The 16,796-nt window shown below is 69.2% G+C and carries 13 protein-coding genes and 2 pseudogenes; 9 read left to right on the forward strand and 6 right to left on the reverse strand.

Annotated features, from left to right (window positions below; all coding sequences use genetic code 11):
* Positions 1-9 precede the first annotated feature (9 nt).
* The 9 genes from ABZ664_RS08625 (at position 10) to ABZ664_RS08665 (ending at position 10,895) form a co-directional block, all read left to right on the forward strand.
* Positions 10-1,467, forward strand: coding sequence for a gamma-aminobutyraldehyde dehydrogenase (locus ABZ664_RS08625; RefSeq protein WP_362505046.1), 1,458 nt, complete (start codon positions 10-12; stop codon positions 1,465-1,467).
* Positions 1,468-1,492: 25 nt separating this feature from the next.
* Complete coding sequence (locus ABZ664_RS08630; protein WP_362505049.1) at positions 1,493-2,641, forward strand: ABC transporter ATP-binding protein; 1,149 nt, start codon at positions 1,493-1,495, stop codon at positions 2,639-2,641.
* 43 nt (positions 2,642-2,684) lie between these two features.
* A complete protein-coding gene (locus ABZ664_RS08635) occupies positions 2,685-3,893 on the forward strand; it encodes a spermidine/putrescine ABC transporter substrate-binding protein (protein ID WP_362505052.1) in 1,209 nt (402 codons plus the stop codon).
* A gap of 42 nt (positions 3,894-3,935) precedes the next feature.
* On the forward strand, positions 3,936-4,787 hold the full coding sequence (locus tag ABZ664_RS08640; RefSeq protein WP_362505055.1) for an ABC transporter permease: 852 nt from the start codon (positions 3,936-3,938) through the stop codon (positions 4,785-4,787).
* On the forward strand, positions 4,784-5,653 hold the full coding sequence (locus tag ABZ664_RS08645) for an ABC transporter permease (RefSeq protein ID WP_362505057.1): 870 nt from the start codon (positions 4,784-4,786) through the stop codon (positions 5,651-5,653). The genes ABZ664_RS08640 and ABZ664_RS08645 overlap by 4 nt, the downstream gene beginning before the upstream one ends.
* 269 nt (positions 5,654-5,922) lie before the next feature.
* Positions 5,923-7,317 carry an FAD-dependent oxidoreductase gene (locus ABZ664_RS08650; RefSeq protein ID WP_362505060.1) on the forward strand — a complete coding sequence of 465 codons (1,395 nt, stop codon included), beginning with the start codon at positions 5,923-5,925 and terminating at the stop codon, positions 7,315-7,317.
* 177 nt (positions 7,318-7,494) lie between these two features.
* Positions 7,495-8,382 carry an alpha/beta hydrolase gene (locus ABZ664_RS08655; protein WP_362505063.1) on the forward strand — a complete coding sequence of 296 codons (888 nt, stop codon included), beginning with the start codon at positions 7,495-7,497 and terminating at the stop codon, positions 8,380-8,382.
* A gap of 5 nt (positions 8,383-8,387) precedes the next feature.
* The gene (locus ABZ664_RS08660) at positions 8,388-9,458 is read left to right on the forward strand and encodes a BadF/BadG/BcrA/BcrD ATPase family protein (RefSeq protein WP_362505066.1); all 1,071 of its coding nucleotides are present in this window, start codon (positions 8,388-8,390) and stop codon (positions 9,456-9,458) included.
* Positions 9,459-9,734: 276 nt separating this feature from the next.
* Positions 9,735-10,895: a DUF418 domain-containing protein gene (locus tag ABZ664_RS08665; RefSeq protein ID WP_362505069.1), complete on the forward strand. Its 1,161-nt coding sequence runs from the start codon at positions 9,735-9,737 to the stop codon at positions 10,893-10,895.
* Positions 10,896-10,963: 68 nt separating this feature from the next.
* Here the strand turns inward: ABZ664_RS08665 and ABZ664_RS08670 are convergent.
* The 6 genes and pseudogenes from ABZ664_RS08670 to ABZ664_RS08695 all read right to left on the reverse strand — a co-directional run.
* Positions 10,964-11,056: pseudogene (locus tag ABZ664_RS08670) on the reverse strand (WD40 repeat domain-containing protein); the annotation flags it as partial.
* A gap of 113 nt (positions 11,057-11,169) precedes the next feature.
* Positions 11,170-11,634: pseudogene (locus ABZ664_RS08675) on the reverse strand (serine/threonine-protein kinase); the annotation flags it as partial.
* Between the two features lie 348 nt (positions 11,635-11,982).
* Positions 11,983-13,869, reverse strand: coding sequence for a propionyl-CoA synthetase (locus ABZ664_RS08680; RefSeq protein ID WP_362505072.1), 1,887 nt, complete (start codon positions 13,867-13,869; stop codon positions 11,983-11,985).
* Between the two features lie 79 nt (positions 13,870-13,948).
* Positions 13,949-14,254 carry a hypothetical protein gene (locus ABZ664_RS08685; protein ID WP_362505075.1) on the reverse strand — a complete coding sequence of 102 codons (306 nt, stop codon included), beginning with the start codon at positions 14,252-14,254 and terminating at the stop codon, positions 13,949-13,951.
* Positions 14,255-14,645: 391 nt separating this feature from the next.
* Positions 14,646-15,962: an RNA-guided endonuclease TnpB family protein gene (locus tag ABZ664_RS08690; protein ID WP_362505078.1), complete on the reverse strand. Its 1,317-nt coding sequence runs from the start codon at positions 15,960-15,962 to the stop codon at positions 14,646-14,648.
* A gap of 20 nt (positions 15,963-15,982) precedes the next feature.
* On the reverse strand, positions 15,983-16,546 hold the full coding sequence (locus ABZ664_RS08695) for a hypothetical protein (protein WP_362505081.1): 564 nt from the start codon (positions 16,544-16,546) through the stop codon (positions 15,983-15,985).
* Positions 16,547-16,796: the final 250 nt, after the last annotated feature.

A 16,796-nucleotide genomic window follows, 5' to 3' on the forward strand; every position in this document is an offset into this window, starting at 1 on the left:
AGGCCGACGGTGACCACCCCGGTTGAGACCAACGAACTCCCCCGCCTGCGGAACTACATCGACGGCGAGCTCGTGGAGGGCAGGAGCGGCCGGTTCTCCGACGTCATCGATCCGTGCACCGGCGAGATCTACCTTAAGGCCCCCGTCTCGGGCACCGAGGACATCGACGCGGCGTACGCCGCGGCCGCCGCCGCGTTCGAGTCGTGGAGCCAGGCCACCCCGGGCGAGCGCGCCAACCTCCTTCTCAAGGTGGCCGACGCGATCGACGCGAGGGCCGAGGAGCTGAACGAGGCCGAGTGCCGCAACACCGGCAAGCCGCGCGCCCGCATGGCCGAGGACGAGACCCCGATCGCCTCCGACCACTTCCGCTTCTTCGCGGGGGCCGCGCGCACGCTGGAGGGCCCGACGTCCGGCGAGTTCCTCGCCGACCACACCTCCGTCATCAGGCATGAGCCGATCGGCGTGGTGGGCCAGGTCACCCCCTGGAACTACCCGATGATGATGGCGGTCTGGAAGATCGCCCCGGCGCTCGCCGCCGGCAACACCGTGGTGCTCAAGCCCTCCGACACCACCCCCGTCTCCACGGTCAAGCTGGCCGAGATCATCGGAGACGTCCTGCCCAAGGGTGTCTTCAACGTCGTCGTCGGCGACCGGGAGACCGGCGCGCTGGTCGTCGGTCACCCGACCGCCTCGATGGTCGCGATCACCGGTTCCGTCGGCGCGGGAATGGCCGTGGCCAGGAGCGCCGCGGAAGACCTCAAGCGGGTCCACCTGGAGCTGGGCGGCAAGGCGCCCGTCATCGTGTTCGACGACGTCAAGGACCTCAAGTCCGCCGCGGAGTCCATCGCCACCGCGGGCCTGTACAACGCGGGGCAGGACTGCACCGCGGCCTGCCGCGTGCTGGTCCACGAGGACGTCCACGACGAGTTCGTGGCCGCGCTCACCGAGGCGGCGGCGAGCACCGTGACCGGCGACCTCTCCGAGGAGAGCGCCCTGTACGGCCCGCTCAACAACGCCGACCAGCTGGCCCGCGTCACCGGCTTCATCGACCGGGCCCCCGGCCACGCCAAGGTCCTGACCGGCGGGAACCGGATCGGCGACCGCGGTTACTTCTTCGCCCCCACCATCGTCGACGGCCTCAGGCAGGACGACGAGATGGTGCAGAACGAGGTGTTCGGGCCGGTCATCACCGTCCAGACCTTCACCGACGAGGCCGACGCGGTCGCCAAGGCCAACGGCGTCAAATACGGCCTGTCCGGCTCGGTGTGGACCTCCGACCACGGCCGGGCGATGAGGGTGTCGAACCGTCTCGACTTCGGCGTGGTATGGGTCAACACTCACATACCGTTCGTCTCGGAGATGCCGCACGGAGGCTTCAAGCACTCCGGTTACGGCAAGGACCTGTCCGTTTTCGGCCTGCACGACTACCTGCGCGTCAAGCACGTCATGCACTACATCGGCGAATAGCCGCGAACAGAGGGATAAGCCTGGCATGACCGAAATTCAGGCGAGCACGGAGACGGCCGACGCCGTCTCCCACTCGTCCCACGTGCCCGCGATCGAACTCGACGGGGTCGTCAAGGAGTACGTCTCCCACGGCGAGGTCGTCCAGGCGGTCAAGGGTGTCACCCTGTCGATCGCCGAGGGGGAGTTCTTCTCCCTCCTCGGCCCCTCGGGCTGTGGCAAGACCACCACCATGCGCATGATCGCCGGGTTCGAGGATCCCTCGCGTGGCACCGTACGGCTGCACGGCCAGGACGTCACCGACGTCCCCCCCAACCGGCGCGACGTCAACATGGTCTTCCAGTCCTACGCCCTCTTCCCGCACATGAACGTCTGGGAGAACGTCGCGTTCGGCCTCAGGCGCAAGAAGGTCGCCGAGGCCGAGATCAAGCGCCGGGTCGGCGAGATCCTGGAGATCGTCGACCTCACCGGGCGCGAGAAACGCCGCCCCAGGGAGATGTCCGGAGGCCAGCAGCAGCGGGTCGCCCTCGCCCGCGCCCTGGTGAACAACCCCCGCGCCCTCCTGCTGGACGAGCCCCTCGGCGCCCTCGACCTCAAGCTCCGCCAGGCCATGCAGATCGAGCTCAAGCGCATCCAGCGAGAGGTCGGCATCACCTTCGTGTACGTCACTCACGACCAGAGCGAGGCGCTCACGATGAGTGACCGCATCGCCGTCATGAACGACGGCACGGTCGAGCAGCTCGGCAGCCCCAGAGAGATCTACGAGCGGCCCGCGACCGCCTTCGTAGCAGGGTTCATCGGCACGTCCAACCTGCTCAGCGGCACTGTCGACCGGTTCCAGTCAGGTTTTGCGGTGCTTAAGCTGGGTGAGGACGACCATGTCCTCACCGAGGGCGGATCGTTCGGAGCCGGGGAGCCGATCGCGATCACGGTACGCCCGGAGAAGATCAGGATAACCACGGAGGAGCAACCCGTCGGAGACCTCAGCGTCGTGCGCGGCACCGTCTCAGAGGTGGTGTACCTGGGGCTCTACACCAGTTACACGGTCTGCCTGGCACACGGCGAAGAGGTGACCGTCTTCCAGCAGAACGCACTGGACAGCGCGAGTACGGCGGAGCGTGGAGACGCCGTCTGGCTGTCGTGGCTGCCGCACCACTCGTACGCGATCGGAAGTTGAGCTCGATATGGACCCCCGCACGAACCCCGCCTTTCTGCGAGGCATGACGCAGAGCCGCTCCGTCACTCGCCGTGACGCCCTTCGTCTGGGCGGTATGTCGGCCGCCGGCCTCGCCCTCGCCGCCTGCGGTGTGCAGGGCAAGAAGGTGGAGGCCGTTCCCCAGAAGGACGCCCTCGCCGAATACTGGGGCTCCAAGCAGAAGAACGGCACGCTGCGCTTCGCCAACTGGCCGCTCTACATCGACAAGGACGGCAAGCGGTACCCCTCGCTGGAGCTGTTCACCGCCGACACCGGCATCAAGGTGGAGTACCAGGAGGCGATCCAGGACAACAGCACGTTCTTCGGCAAGATCCAGCCGCTGCTCGCCGCCAACAACGACATCGGCTACGACCTGATGATCATCACCAACGGCCTCCAGCTGAGCAAGGCCCTCGCGCTGGGCTATCTCGTCCCCCTCGATCACTCCAAGCTGCCGAACTTCGCGGCGAACGCGAGCTCCGCGGTGAAGAACCCCACCTGGGACCCGAACAACGCCCACACGATCCCGTGGACGGTCGGCGTGACCGGCATCGCCTACAACCCCAAGTACGTGGACGAGGTCAAGAGCATCCACGACCTCTGGAACCCCAAGTACAAGGGCAAGGTCGGCATGATGCTCGACACCCAGGAGGTCGCCAACTTCAGCATGTTCGCCCTGGGCATCGACCCCGACAAGTCGACCGAGGCCGACTGGAAGAAAGCGGGGGAGAAGCTCAAGGAGCAGCGCGACGCGGGCTTGGTGCGCAAGTACTACGAGAACGACTACGTCGACGCCCTCGCCAGGGGCGACATCTGGATCACCATGGCCTGGTCGGGCGACATCTTCCAGCAGGTCGCCGAGGGCAAGGACCTGAAGTTCGTGGTGCCCGAGGAGGGCGGCACGATCTGGACCGACAACATGTGCATCCCGAAGACCGCGCAGAACCCGGTCGACGCGCTCACCTACATGGACTACGTCTACCAGCCCAAGATCGCCACGATGCTGGTCGAGTACATCAACTTCATCACCCCGGTCTCCTCCGCGAAGGATCTCGTCCTCGCCGACGCGGCCAAGGCGACGGGGGAGGAGAAGAAGACGCTGGAGCAGATCGCCGAGAGCCCGCTGATCTTCCCCTCGGAGGAGGACATGGCCAAGCTGCGGTCGTACAAGACGCTCAACTCCGCGGATGAGAAGATCTTCGAGGACATCTTCCAACCCGTCACGCAGGGCTAGGCGAATGAGAGAGCGAATCGGACCGGAAGGGGTCATCGGCCGGTGAAGCGCCTCACCCCCTACCTGCTCATCCTGCCCGGCGGCCTCTGGCTCGCGATCTTCCTGGTGGTACCGATGGTCTTCATGGCCTCGGTGTCCACCCAGGAGGGCAACGTGGTCGACGGATTCATCCAGACGTTCAACTTCCCGGTGTACGGCGAGGCGCTGGCGCAGTACCAGACGCAGTTCCTGCGCTCGGCCGGGTACGGCCTGACCGCGACCCTCATCTCCATCGCGCTCGCCTACCCGATGGCCTACTGGATCGCCTTCAAGGGCGGCAGCCGCAAGTCCACCTACCTGCTGCTGGTGCTGCTGCCGTTCTTCGTCTCGTTCGTGCTGCGCACGGTGTCGTGGAGGTTCCTGCTCGCCGACGACGGCATGCTGCTCGGACCGCTGAAGTCGGCGGGGCTGCTGCCCGAGGACTTCCACGTGCTGCAGACGACGTACGCGGTGATCGGCGGACTGGTCTACAACTACCTGCCGTTCATGATCCTGCCGATCTACGTCGCGCTGGAGCGGGTGGACCCCAAGGTGGTCGAGGCCGCCCAGGACCTGTACGCGGCCAAGCGGGAGGCGTTCACCAAGATCGTGCTGCCGCTCTCGCTGCCCGGTGTGTTCGCCGGGGTGCTGATGACGTTCGTCCCGATGACCGCCGACTACGTCAACGCGGGCATCCTCGGCGGCCCGGAGAACACGATGATCGGCAACATCATCCAGCTCGAATATCTGGTCAACAACGACTACCCGACCGCCGCCGCGCTGTCGTTCACGCTGATGGCGGCGATGCTGATCGGCATCTTCGCCTACGCCAAGGCGCTCGGCACCGAGAACGTCCTGGAGGCGGCGGCCCGATGAGCGGCACCATCGACGTCACGGAGAGCCCGGAGAACACCGAGAACACGACGACGAGCGCGCCCGCCGGGCGGCGGACCCCGCGAAGCGGCAGGCGGCTGGGCGACCGGCTGCTCCTCGGCTACGTCTGGCTGATCATCGCCTGGCTGTTCCTGCCGATCTTCGTCATGATCCTGTTCGGCTTCAACGACACTCAGAGCAAGTCGAACGTGACCTGGCAGGGGTTCACCCTCCGGTGGTGGGGCCGCCTGGACGAGTACCCCCAGTTGCTTGACGCGGTGCGCAACTCCATCTACATCGCCGTGCTCTCCACGGTGATCACGACGGTGATCGGCACGCTCATGGGGCTCGCCCTGGGCCGCTACCGGTTCCGCGGGCAGGGCGCGACCAACCTCGTGATGTTCGCCGCGATCGCCTCGCCCGAGCTCGTGATGGGCGCCTCGCTGCTGTCGCTGTTCATCAGCGTCGGTGTGCAGACCGGCTTCGCGACCGTGGTCGTCGCGCACGTGCTGTTCTCGCTCTCCTTCGTGGCGATCACCGTGCGGGCCCGGGTGATCGGGCTCGACCGGTCGATCGAGGAGGCGGCGCGCGACCTCGGCGCGTCCACGTGGATCACGTTCTGGCGGATCACCTTCCCGATGATCCTGCCCGGGGTCCTCTCCGGCGCGCTGCTCGCCTTCGCCCTGTCCATCGACGACTTCGTGATCACCCAGTTCACCAGCGGAGCCACCCAGACGTTCCCGCTGTGGATCTGGGGGGCCACCCGTATCGGGGTGCCGCCTCAGGTCAACATCCTCGGAACGCTTATATTCGCGGTAGGCGTCGCCATCGCCGTGGTCAACACGGTCACCGCGCGCCGCCGCACCTAGCCGTCGTCGATCCCCGTGCCCTCACCGGGCCACGGGGCTTCGGTGTACCCGGATCACCGGCGACGACGGTTCCGGCGGACAACGTCCCGCAGGAGAGCGAAATCCGGTAAAGACCAGGATCCGGCAGAGACAGAATCCGGCAGAGTACAGATTCCCGGCACAGAACAGGGAGGCGAGATCGGACTCAGGCGGGGGGGAACCCGCGCGTGATCTCCACGACCACGCGATACACACAAAGACAACCTGACTCACGTAGGGAAGTGAGATTTGTGGATCCGCTGAAGGCTCTTGCTGACGCGGAGCGCAAGCCGTACTGGCTCGACAGTCCGGCGAAACCCGAGCCGCAGGCGCGGCTCTTCGGCGAGACCGGCGCCGATCTGGCGGTGGTCGGCGGAGGCTTCTCGGGGCTCTGGACCGCCCTGATGGCGAAGGAACGCGACCCATCGCTCGACGTCGTCCTCCTTGAGGGGCGCAGGATCGGCTGGGCGGCGTCCGGCCGCAACGGCGGCTTCGCGATGGCCACGCTGACCCACGGCATCGCCAACGGGCTGGAGCGCTGGCCCGAGGAGATCGCCACGCTCGAACGCCTCGGCGTCGACAACCTCGACGAGATCGGCGAGGCGGTCGCCGAGTACGGCATCGACTGCGGCTACGAGCGCACCGGCGAGCTGCACGTGGCCACCGAGCCGTGGCAGCTGGAGGAGATGAACCGCAACCTCGGCGTCGCCCGCGACCTGGGCGTCCGCTTCGACGTCCTCGACACCGAACAGGTCCGGGCGGAGGTGAACTCGCCCACGTACATCGGCGGCCACTGGGAGCGCGACGGCTGTGCCATGCTCGACCCCGCCCGGCTGGCCTGGGGGCTCCGGCAGGCCTGCCTCTCGCTGGGCGTGCGCATCTACGAGCGCACGCCGGTACGGACGATGAGGGACACCCCGACGAGCCTGGACCTGATCACCCCGCACGGCAGCGTGAGGGCGCGCAGGGTCGCGCTCGGCACCGGCGTGTTCCAGCCGCTGCTGCGGCGGCTGAAGCACTTCCTGGTGCCGGTCTACGACTACGCCCTGATGACCGAGCCGCTCTCGGCCGACCAGCTGGCCTCGGTGGGCTGGCACAACCGGCAGGGGGTCGGGGACGCGGCCAACCAGTTCCACTACTACCGGCTGACCGAGGACAACCGGATCCTCTGGGGCGGTTACGACGCGGTCTACTACAACGGCGGAATGATCAAACCCGAGTACGACCAGCGCGACGAGACCTTCGTCAAGCTGGCCGAACACTTCTCCACCACGTTCCCCCAGCTGTCCGGGCTGCGCTTCACCCACAGGTGGGGCGGGGTCATCGACACCTGCAGCCGCTTCAGCGCCTTCTACGGCCAGTCGCACGGCGGGCGCCTCGCCTACGCCGCCGGATACACCGGCATGGGCGTCGGCGCGACCCGGTTCGGGGCGAACGTCATGCTCGATCTGCTCGCCGGAGAGCGGACCGAGCGGACCGAGCTCAGGATGGTCAAGGAGAAGCCCGTCCCGTTCCCGCCCGAGCCGGTCCGCTCGGCCGGGATCCAGATGACCCGCTGGTCGATCGCCCAGGCCGACCTGCACCAGGGCCGCCGCAACCTCTGGCTGCGCACCCTGGATCGGATGGGGCTCGGATTCGACTCCTGAGACCCGGAAGATCCTGGTAAGTCCCGTTCCCGTTCCCGTTCCCGGCTCAGGCCGGACGAGCGGGAACGGGCCGGCCCGGGGACACCCGGGGGTGTGGAGACAGCGGAGGTCCGCGGGTGTGCGGGGGCCGCGGGGGGCTCGTTGGCTTCCGCGGCGCGGACCGTACAGACTTGGAGCATGTCGGAAAAGGTGAAGTTCACCGCCGGAGGGATCACCCTCTTCGGCGACCTGCGGATCCCGGCGGGGCCGGGCCCGCACCCCGGCGTGGTCCTCACGGGCCCGTTCACCGGCACCCGCGACCAGGTCACCGGCCTGTACGCCGCCCGGCTCACCGACGCGGGATACGCGACGCTCGCCTTCGACCACCGCAACTGGGGGGAGTCGGGCGGACAGCCACGCAACCACGAGGACCCCCAGGGCAAGCTGGAGGACCTGCGGGCCGCGGTCTCGCTGCTGCGCTCGCGCCCGGAGGTGGACGGCGACAGGATCGGCGCGCTCGGGATCTGCCTCGGCGGGGGCTACGCGCTCAGGTTCGCCGCCTTCGACCCCCGGGTGAAGGCGTTCGCGGGCGTCGCGGGGGCCTACAACAACCCCTACGGCATGCGCGCCGGAATGTCCCCCTCGGGATACCAGGAGGCGCTGGCCTCGTTCACGGAGGTGCTGGAGCGCCAGGACGGGGGTGCTGAGGTGGAGTATCTCCCCGCGGTGGCCGAGGAGGGGGAGGCGGCGATGCCGGGCGACGAGCCGTTCGCCTACTACGGCACCTCCAGGGGGGCCTCGGAGCACTGGCGCAACGAGGTCACCCGGGCCTCCGTCCGCGAGTTGATCACCGTGGACAACATGATGGGCGCCGACTTCCTCTCGCCCAAGCCCGGTCTGATCGTGCACGGCCTGGTCGACCGCTTCTGCTCACCCGAGGGCGCCGAGGAGGCGTACCGGCGGATGGACGACCCCAAGCGGATCGTCTGGCTGGACGCGAGGCTGCACATCGACCTCTACGACACCGAGCCGCACGTCACCCGGGCGGTCGAGGCCGTCACCGCGTTCTTCGGCGAGCATCTCTGAGCGCGATGTACGTCCTCGGGCTGGACGTCGGCGGGACCTCCTCGCGGGCGCTGCTGCTCGACGCCTCGGGACGGCGGGCCGGGTACGGCAGGGCGCCGGGCGGCAACCCCGCGGCCCACGGCAACGCCGCCGCGGTGGCCAACATCGGCCGGGCGCTGGGGCTCGCGCTACGCGGGATCGACCCGGGCCTGGTGAGCGGGGCGGTCATCGGGCTGGCGGGTGGCGGGGCGTTGGACCGCCTGGTCTTCGACCCCATGTGGGCCGCCGCCGGTCTGCGCGTCCCGCCCCGGCTCACCGGCGACCTGGGCATCGCCTTCGCCGCGGGTACGGCGGAACCGCGCGGCACCGCCCTCATCGCCGGTACCGGGGCGATCGCCGCCAGGATCGAGGACGGCGAGCCGGTGATGATCGCCGACGGGCTCGGCTGGCTGCTGGGCGACGCGGGCTCGGGGTTCTGGCTGGGCAGGAAGGCGGCGTCCGCCGCAGTCCACGCCCTCAGCAGGGGCGACGCGGGCGGCAGGCTCACCGGCCTGGTCGCGGGCGCCCTGCTGGAGGGCGAGCCGCTTTTCTCGGGCACAGTGGATTCGGGTGCGCTTGCCTCGGGCACGGTGGATTCGGGTGCGCTTGCCTCGGGCACGGTGGACTCGGGTGCGCTCGCCTTGAGCACGCTCGCCTCGGGCACGGCGGAGGAGATGAGGGCGCTCGCGATCAGGCTGGTGGTCCGCGCGCAGTCGCGGCCCCCGCTGGAATTGGCCAGGCTCGCCCCGCTCGTCAGTCGGGCGGCGACCGAGGGGGACCCGGCAGCCCTCACGATCGTGTCCGACGCGGCCCGGTTGCTCTGCGAGACGGTGGCCGAGGTCCGCCGGGCGGGCGAGACGAGCCCGATCGTGCTGGCCGGGAGCGTACTGACCAGCGAGGGACCGATCGCCTCCGCCGTACGGGAGAGGCTGGGGCCCTCGGCGGTCCTGGCGGGCGACGGCGCGGGGGCGGCGGCGTGGCTGGCCGGCCGGGAGGCGTTCGGCTGGGACTCCGCGACCGCCGTCCGGCTGCACGCCCGCGTCGTCTCCGGCGACTGACGGGAGCCGCCGGGTCGGCTGTTCGGGCAGACTGACCCCGTTCTCCACGGGTGCCGCGCCGTCACGGCCGGAGGGCGTATCCGGTGCGGCGTGTGATCACCCCGGGACGATCGCGCGCACGCGCCGAGCACGAGGCCGACCGGGCGGGCCGCGGGGGCCAGGCGGGAAGCGCGGACCTTGTGGACCGGAATCCGGGCACGGTACATACATCGATGTACGTCCCGAATGGGTCTGCGAGACGATGTCCGCAGGCCCGCAGGACGGGATCGTGAAGGGGTGACAAGTCGTCGTATCGAAGTGCTCGACCTGCTCAGAGGCATCGCCATCGTCGGCACCCTGGGCACGAACATCTGGATCTTCACCGATCCCGGCGGTCCCGCCGACGTCATCGGGGCGCTGGGGCAGCCGGGAACCGTGGAGACCTTCCTCCGCTTCCTCACCAACGGCAAGTTCCTCGCGCTGCTCACCCTGCTCTTCGGGGTCGGGCTCGAACTCCAGTACCGTTCGGCCGCGCGCCGTGGCGTGCCGTGGCCCGGCTGGTATCTGTGGCGGGCCGGGTTGTTGTTCGTCGAAGGTCTGATCCACTACCTGCTGATCTTCGAGTTCGACGTGCTCATGGGCTACGCGCTGACCTCGATCATCGTGGCGTACCTGATCGGCAGGAGCGACCGCGTGATCAGGGTGTGGATGATCACTGTCGGGTCGGTGTTCGCCGCGCTGATCGGGTTGCTCACCGTCGGCACCAGCTCGGCGAGCCTGGACACCGGGGCGGAGTCGTCCACGCTCTTCACCGGCGGCACCTACCCGCAGCAGGTCGCCGCCCGGATCGAGATGATCGTCCTCTACCGGCTGGAGATCCTCTTCATCGTCCCGATGGGCATCGTGCTGTTCCTGCTCGGCTCCCAGCTGATGCGCGCCGGGGTGTTCGAGGACTCGGAGCGGGGCGCGGCACTGCGCCGGAGGCTCATGGTCGGCGGACTCGCCGTGGGCCTGCCGCTGAACCTGGCCACTGCGTTCGCCGGTCCGGGCTGGTTCCTGGTGGACCGGTACCTGCTGCCCCCGCTGGTGGCGCTGGGGCTGCTCGGTCTCGTCGCCACCCTCGCGCGGCGGGCGAGCGGCGCCCCCGGCGTATTGAGGCGAGGGCTGACCAACGTCGGTCGTACGGCTCTGAGCTCCTACATCTTCCAGAACCTGGTCGCCTCGGCGCTCTGCTACGGCTGGGGGCTCGGCCTGGCCGCGACGCTCGACGGCCTGCGGCCGTGGTGGGTCGTGGCGGCCTGGGCGGGAATCTGCGCGCTCTTCATGACGCTGTCCACGCTCTGGCTGCGGCGCTTCGAGCGGGGGCCCGTCGAGACTCTCTGGCAGTGGGCGTACCTGGCGCCGCAGGAGCTTTCCAGGAAATCCGGCAAGGCTCAAGGAACCCCGACAAGACAGTAGGGGGTTTCCACGGATTCCCCCGCTCCCGCCGCCGCGATGACGAGCACGCCCGCTCCGATGAGCCACGGTCACGGAAAAGCCGCGGCTCCGACCGGTGAGGACGTGTCCCACAGGATCACCGTCTTGTCGTCACTCGCGGTGGCGAGGATCTTGCCGTCGGGACTGAAGGCGACCGACCGTACCCAGTTGGTGTGGGTGGGGTGGTGGACGACAGGGTTGCGGGCGACGGGGCCGTGGGCGACGCAGCGGGTGGCGCCGTGGGTGACACGGCGGCGATCCCGAAGTCGGTCAGTACGACCCGCTCACCTTCGAGCAGGACGTTCGCGGGCTTGATGTCGCGATGGGTGATCCCGGCGGCGTGCGCGACCTCCAGGGCCGCGAGGATCTGCGCGCCGATCGCCGCCACCCGCCGGGGCGGCAGGTGCCCCTGGGTCCTCAGCAACTCGTCGAGGGAGGGTCCGTCGATGATCTCCGTCACGATCCACGGGCGGCCGTCGGCCTCGACGACATGGTCGTGGACGGTGATGATCGCCGGATGTTTCAACTGAGCCGCGGCGCGGGCCTCACGTCGCATCCGCCTGTAGAGCGTCTCACGTGCGGGAACGTCCAGATAGTCGGGGAGGATGAGCTCCTTGATCGCTACTTGGCGCTCCAGGCTTTCGTCCCGCGCCCGCCACACCGTGCCCATCCCGCCGCGGCCCAGCACGTCCATCAGCCGATATCGCCCGGCGACCAGCATGCCCGCTTCATGCGCCACGCTGAAACCTTAACGATGGCATGGTGCGATAAGCCGTAAAAGGGAACAGATTGTGACCGTGATGATGCCGAGCGTCGGCTCTCCGGGCGGTGCGGCCTTCGCGGCTGAACCCGGCCGTCCACGACAGCCCCCACCGGTGCCGCGCCGGACGACACGCGTGAGCCGGCCGTCCGCGGTGATGCGGCGCCGGATGACACGCGGGGATCTGCCGGGGCCTGGTCATCCACGGCGATACGGTGCCTGAAGTGCGCGAGGGCGTTGACCTACCGGCACCTAACCGTCTGCGGTGGTGCGGTGCCCGGGAATGCGAAGGCGTTGGCCTACCGGCATCTAACCGTCCGCGGTGGTGCGGCGTCCGATGACGGGGCGCAGCGCGTCCAGCACCGTCGCGTCCTCGATGGTCGAGGGAACGGGCTCGTCGGAGCCCTCCGCGATCCCGCGCATGGTCTTGCGCAGGATCTTTCCCGACCGGGTCTTCGGCAGGGCCGGGACCACGTCCACCTGCCTGAAGGCGGCCACGGCGCCCACCTGCTCGCGAACGGCGAGGACCAGCTCGGCCCGCAGGGTCTCGGGGTCGATCTCCGTCCCGCTCTTCAGCACCACGAAGCCGCGCGGCACGTGCCCCTTCAGCTCGTCGGCGACCCCGATGACCGCGCACTCGGCCACCGCCGGATGCGCGGCCAGCACCGCCTCCATGGACCCGGTCGACAGCCGGTGCCCGGCCACGTTGATCACATCGTCGGTGCGGCCCATCACGAACAGGTAGCCGTCCTCGTCGAGGTGGCCACCGTCGCCGGTCAGGTAGTAGCCGGGGAAGGCCGTGAGGTAGGACCGCACGTAGCGCTCGTCGTCCTGCCAGAGGGTGGGGAGCGTGCCCGGCGGGAGCGGGAGCCGGATGCAGATCGCGCCCTCCTCGCCGGGGGCGCACTCCTCGCCCGAGGCGCGCAGCACGCGCACGTCGTATCCGGGGACGGGCACGGTGGGGGAGCCCGGCTTGACCGGCATGGGCTCCAGCCCGCGCAGGTTGGCGGCGACGGGCCAGCCGGTCTCGGTCTGCCACCAGTGGTCGACGACCGGCACGCCAAGCCTGTCCGCCGCCCAGTGGTAGGTGTCGGGGTCCAGGCGCTCCCCGGCGAGGAACAGCGTCCGCAGCGACGAGATGTCGTACCCGTCGAGCAGGGCCGCCTGCGGGTCGGCCCTCCTGATGGCACGGAACGCGGTCGGCGCGGTGAACAGCGCGTTCACCCGGTGCTCGGCGATCACCCGCCAGAACGCGCCCGCGTCGGGGGTGCCGACCGGCTTGCCCTCGTACAGCACGGTCGTGGCGCCGCGCAGCAGCGGCCCGTACACGATGTAGGAGTGCCCGACGACCCAGCCGACGTCGGAGGCCGCCCAGAACACCTCGCCCGGCGCGATGTCGTAGACGTTGGCCATGCTCCACAGCAGCGCCGTCGCGTGCCCGCCGTTGTCGCGCACGACGCCCTTCGGCAGGCCGGTGGTGCCGCTGGTGTAGAGGATGTAGAGCGGATCGGTCGCGCGCACCGGCACACATTCGGCCGGGTCGGCCTTCGCGCTCGCCCAGTCGACGTCCCGCCCCTCCACCAGCTCGGCGGGGGCCTGCTCGCGCTGCAGGATCACACAGTGCGCGGGCCGGTGCGAGGCCAGGTCGAGCGCGGCGTCGAGCATCGGCTTGTACGGCACCACGCGCGAGGGTTCGATCCCGCAGGAGGCCGACACGACCACCTTGGGCCGCGCGTCGTCGATCCTGGCCGCCAGTTCCTTGGGTGCGAACCCGCCGAACACCACCGAGTGCACCGCCCCCAGCCGCGCGCACGCCAGCATCGCGATCACCGCCTCGGGCACCATCGGCAGGTAGACCACCACCCGGTCGCCCTGCTCCACCCCGAGCGAGCGCAGCACCCCGGCGAACCTCGCGACCTCGTCGCGCAGCTCGGCGTACGTGTAACGCCTGCCGGTGCCCGTCACCGGGCTGTCGTAGATCAGCGCGACCCGGTCACCGTGCCCGGCCTCGACGTGCCGGTCCAGCGCGTTGTGGCAGGTGTTGAGCTCTCCGTCGGGAAACCACCGGTAGAAGGGCGGCGCCCCGGCGTCCAGGATCTCGCGCGGCGGCCTGCTCCAGGTGACGGCCTCGGCGGCCTCGGCCCAGAAGTCCTCGGGATCGGCGATGCTGCGGGCGAAGGCGTCAGCGTACGACATCCAGCCATCATGCTCTTTCCCGGACTCCCAGGTCGAGGCCCCTCTCCGTGTATCCTCCCGTAGCCGAGGCCGAGCTTGATCAGTCGACGCACATCGCCTGGTGAGTGGACTGGAAGACCCACGTGCCGCCGCCCGGGGACATGTAGGTCAACATGGCGGAATAGGTCCCGGGGGTGCAGTCGTGGCCGACCGCGAGGACGGCCGCCCGGGCCCGCTGCTGGGCCGCCGCCAACCCGGCCGCGTAGGTGCTGCCCGCCCCCACGGCGGTGGCGCTGCGGGGAGTGTCGTAGCCGTCGGCGTGTGCGGCCACGGGCGTGGTCGCCAGGCCGGCCGCCACCACCGCTGAGACGAGACCGAGCCGGCGGAGCCGAGTACCTTTTCGCATGATTCTCCTACAGGGCCGGATCATTTGATCGACTGAGGATAATTTTCAAACGGACCCAGGTAAAGAGGGTATTGACCACTCAGTCGCCAGAATCTGGCCTGTCATGCGGTTTCTTCGTGATGGAGAATGCAATTTACATTCCTCGTGGCGGGGCAGGTAATTTACAGCCGTACGAAGATTGAATCGCGCCGGGGTGCATCAGAGTCTCCGGCGACCCCGGCGTGGTTCGCCGGAAGGAGCACTGCGGAGCCCGGAGAAGGCGGAAGCCCTCCCGAAAAGGCGCCTTCGCGCCCTTGATCCCCTCGGTGTAGTCGCCCTCCGGGTCGACCAGGCAGAACTGTTGACCTCCTCCCCGGCCTGAAGGGCCGGGGATTCTCCCGTCGCGTCGCGGTTAAGCGGCGCGCGGGGGTTGACGCTTCACAGACCGGGTAGTCCCGAGGTCTCGACGTCCTGACACCGCTGATCCGTCGGCGTTGTTGATATTGATCGCGGCGTTGGTGTCGGCGTGGCCGACCCACCCGCACGCGGGGTTGACGCAGGCGAACACGGTTGCGTTGCGGCTGGCTGGATCGCGATGCCCGCATCGGTGGCAGGTCTGCGAGGTGCCCGGGGCGGGGACCTCGATGACCTGCCCGCCCCGGTCGATGGTCTTGTATTCGAGCAGGGTGACGGTCCGCCCCCACGCCTGGCCACTGATCGACCGGTTCAGGCCCGCCTTTTGAGTGACGTTCCTGCCCGGGGCTTCGATCGTGCCCTTGGCGGATTTGACCATGTTGAGGATGGAGAGTTTCTCCACCTTGATCACAGCGAATGTGTCGGCGAGTTCGGTGGTGGTCTGGTGCTGCCAGTCAACGGCCCTGCGCTTGGCTTTCGCGCGCAGCCGGGCGATCTGGCCGTAGGTACGCCGCTCCCGCCCCGAGGGGCGAGCCTTCTTCGGCCGGGCCGTGCGCCGGCGGGCCGCTGTCTTCTCCAGTCGGCGCAGGTGCTCGCGCTCGCCATCCGTCAGCCAGGAGCCGTGCTCGCGCATCGTCCCGTCCGACAGGGCCAGGGCGACGTGGACGCCCCGGTCGATCCCAACCTGCGGGCCCTGATGCGCGTCGGCGGGCACTACCAAGGTTTCGGTGCGAAACACCACGTGCCAGCCTTCGGCTTCCTTGATCAGGCGAGCGCCGGTCACCTTCCCCGCAGGAGAGTTCTTCCCGACGCCGGGCAGGTCTTGGGTCCAGCGGAACCGGACCCGGCCCACCATCGGCACGGTGAGCGCGCCCCACCTGGCCGACAGGCGGACGATCCGCATGGTGCGGACCTGCGGCACGTCCACCGCCAAGTCGGCCAGGTCGTTCTCCAGGATCCGGTCGATCAGCTCGACGACCCCGGCCCCGTGCTCTCCCTCGGTCACCAGGTCACACCGTTCCTTAACGGCGGGCAGCGCGTTGGCCACCGCCACCGCGCACTCACAGGCGGGGAGGAACGCGTGGTCGTTCTCGGCGTCGCCAACGCCGATCGTGCTGTGCGCCGACATCTCCAGCTCCGCCAGGGCGGCGGTCAGGCCGGTGGCCTTGTTGATCCCCGAGGGCAGGACCATCACCGCGCCCTTGTTGAAGATGACCTGCATCTCCAGGCCGAGTTCGCGGATGGTGTCGAGAACGGTCTCGGCGTGCGGTTCCGTGGTGGCCACGATCGCCGAGCCGACACGGAGCGGCTCCACGCCCCCTCAAGGCCGCGGGGTCAGCTGGACACGTTCCTGCGGCGTACGAGAACGAACATGACCCCGATGGCGGCCAGCGCGGCGGCGGAGATGACGCCGATCTGGAGGAACAGGTCGTCCGACGAGCTCTCCTGGGCGCGCTCGGCCAGCTGGGCGCGCTGGGCCAGCGCCGTGCTGGACGCCGGCTCGACCTCCGCCGGGGGAAGCACGATGTCCTGCACCTTCACGCTCGCCGACTTGCTGACCTTGGCGGGCTTGGTGACGGTCACGGCGACCTTCCACTCACCCACAGGGAGCGGTTCGGCCGCGTTGTAGAGGTTCTGTCCCTCGGGCGCCGACTTCAGCGGGATGGGGCCGAAGGTACGGCCGTCGGGTGCCGTCGCGAGCAGGGTCGCCGCGACGATCTCGGTGACCGGGCGGCTGTCCTTCTTCCAGGTGACCAGCACGTTGACGTTGCGGCCGCCGTCCCCGACGACCTCCAGCTTGAGGGGTGACTTGGGTGCGGCGGAGGCGGCCGGGGCGCCGAGCAGCAGCCCGAGCCCGGCCAGCAGGATGGCCGCGGCGTATCTGAGGGCCTTGTTCACGGGGCGTGATTCCCTTCCGGGGGTGGCGGCGGGGCACGGCGGGTGCCCGCCACCGAAGCGCGAATGTCTCATCGTGAACATCCGGGACGTACGCCAGGTTTGCACACGTCCCGGACACGCACAGCGGGCGGTGGCGTCCTGCCTCCGCCGTTGGTTCAGGACTGGTTGAACAGTGAGAGCGTGAGGGTGGAGTTGTACTCGCCGGCGGTGACGTCGACGGGGGTGCGCAGGGCGAGGTCGGCGTTGACCT

Origin of the sequence: Streptosporangium sp. NPDC006930 (genome assembly GCF_040635605.1) — a bacterium.
Lineage (GTDB): Bacteria > Actinomycetota > Actinomycetes > Streptosporangiales > Streptosporangiaceae > Streptosporangium.

Bases quoted from the DNA above. Each gene is read 5' to 3' on its own strand.
- ABZ664_RS08685 (WP_362505075.1), bottom strand. From the start codon at position 14,254: ATGCGAAAAGGTACTCGGCTCCGCCGGCTCGGTCTCGTCTCAGCGGTG.
- ABZ664_RS08680 (WP_362505072.1), bottom strand. From the start codon at position 13,869: ATGTCGTACGCTGACGCCTTCGCCCGCAGCATCGCCGATCCCGAGGAC.
- ABZ664_RS08635 (WP_362505052.1), top strand. From the start codon at position 2,685: ATGACGCAGAGCCGCTCCGTCACTCGCCGTGACGCCCTTCGTCTGGGC.
- ABZ664_RS08660 (WP_362505066.1), top strand. From the start codon at position 8,388: ATGTACGTCCTCGGGCTGGACGTCGGCGGGACCTCCTCGCGGGCGCTG.
- ABZ664_RS08630 (WP_362505049.1), top strand. From the start codon at position 1,493: ATGACCGAAATTCAGGCGAGCACGGAGACGGCCGACGCCGTCTCCCAC.
- ABZ664_RS08645 (WP_362505057.1), top strand. From the start codon at position 4,784: ATGAGCGGCACCATCGACGTCACGGAGAGCCCGGAGAACACCGAGAAC.
- ABZ664_RS08655 (WP_362505063.1), top strand. From the start codon at position 7,495: ATGTCGGAAAAGGTGAAGTTCACCGCCGGAGGGATCACCCTCTTCGGC.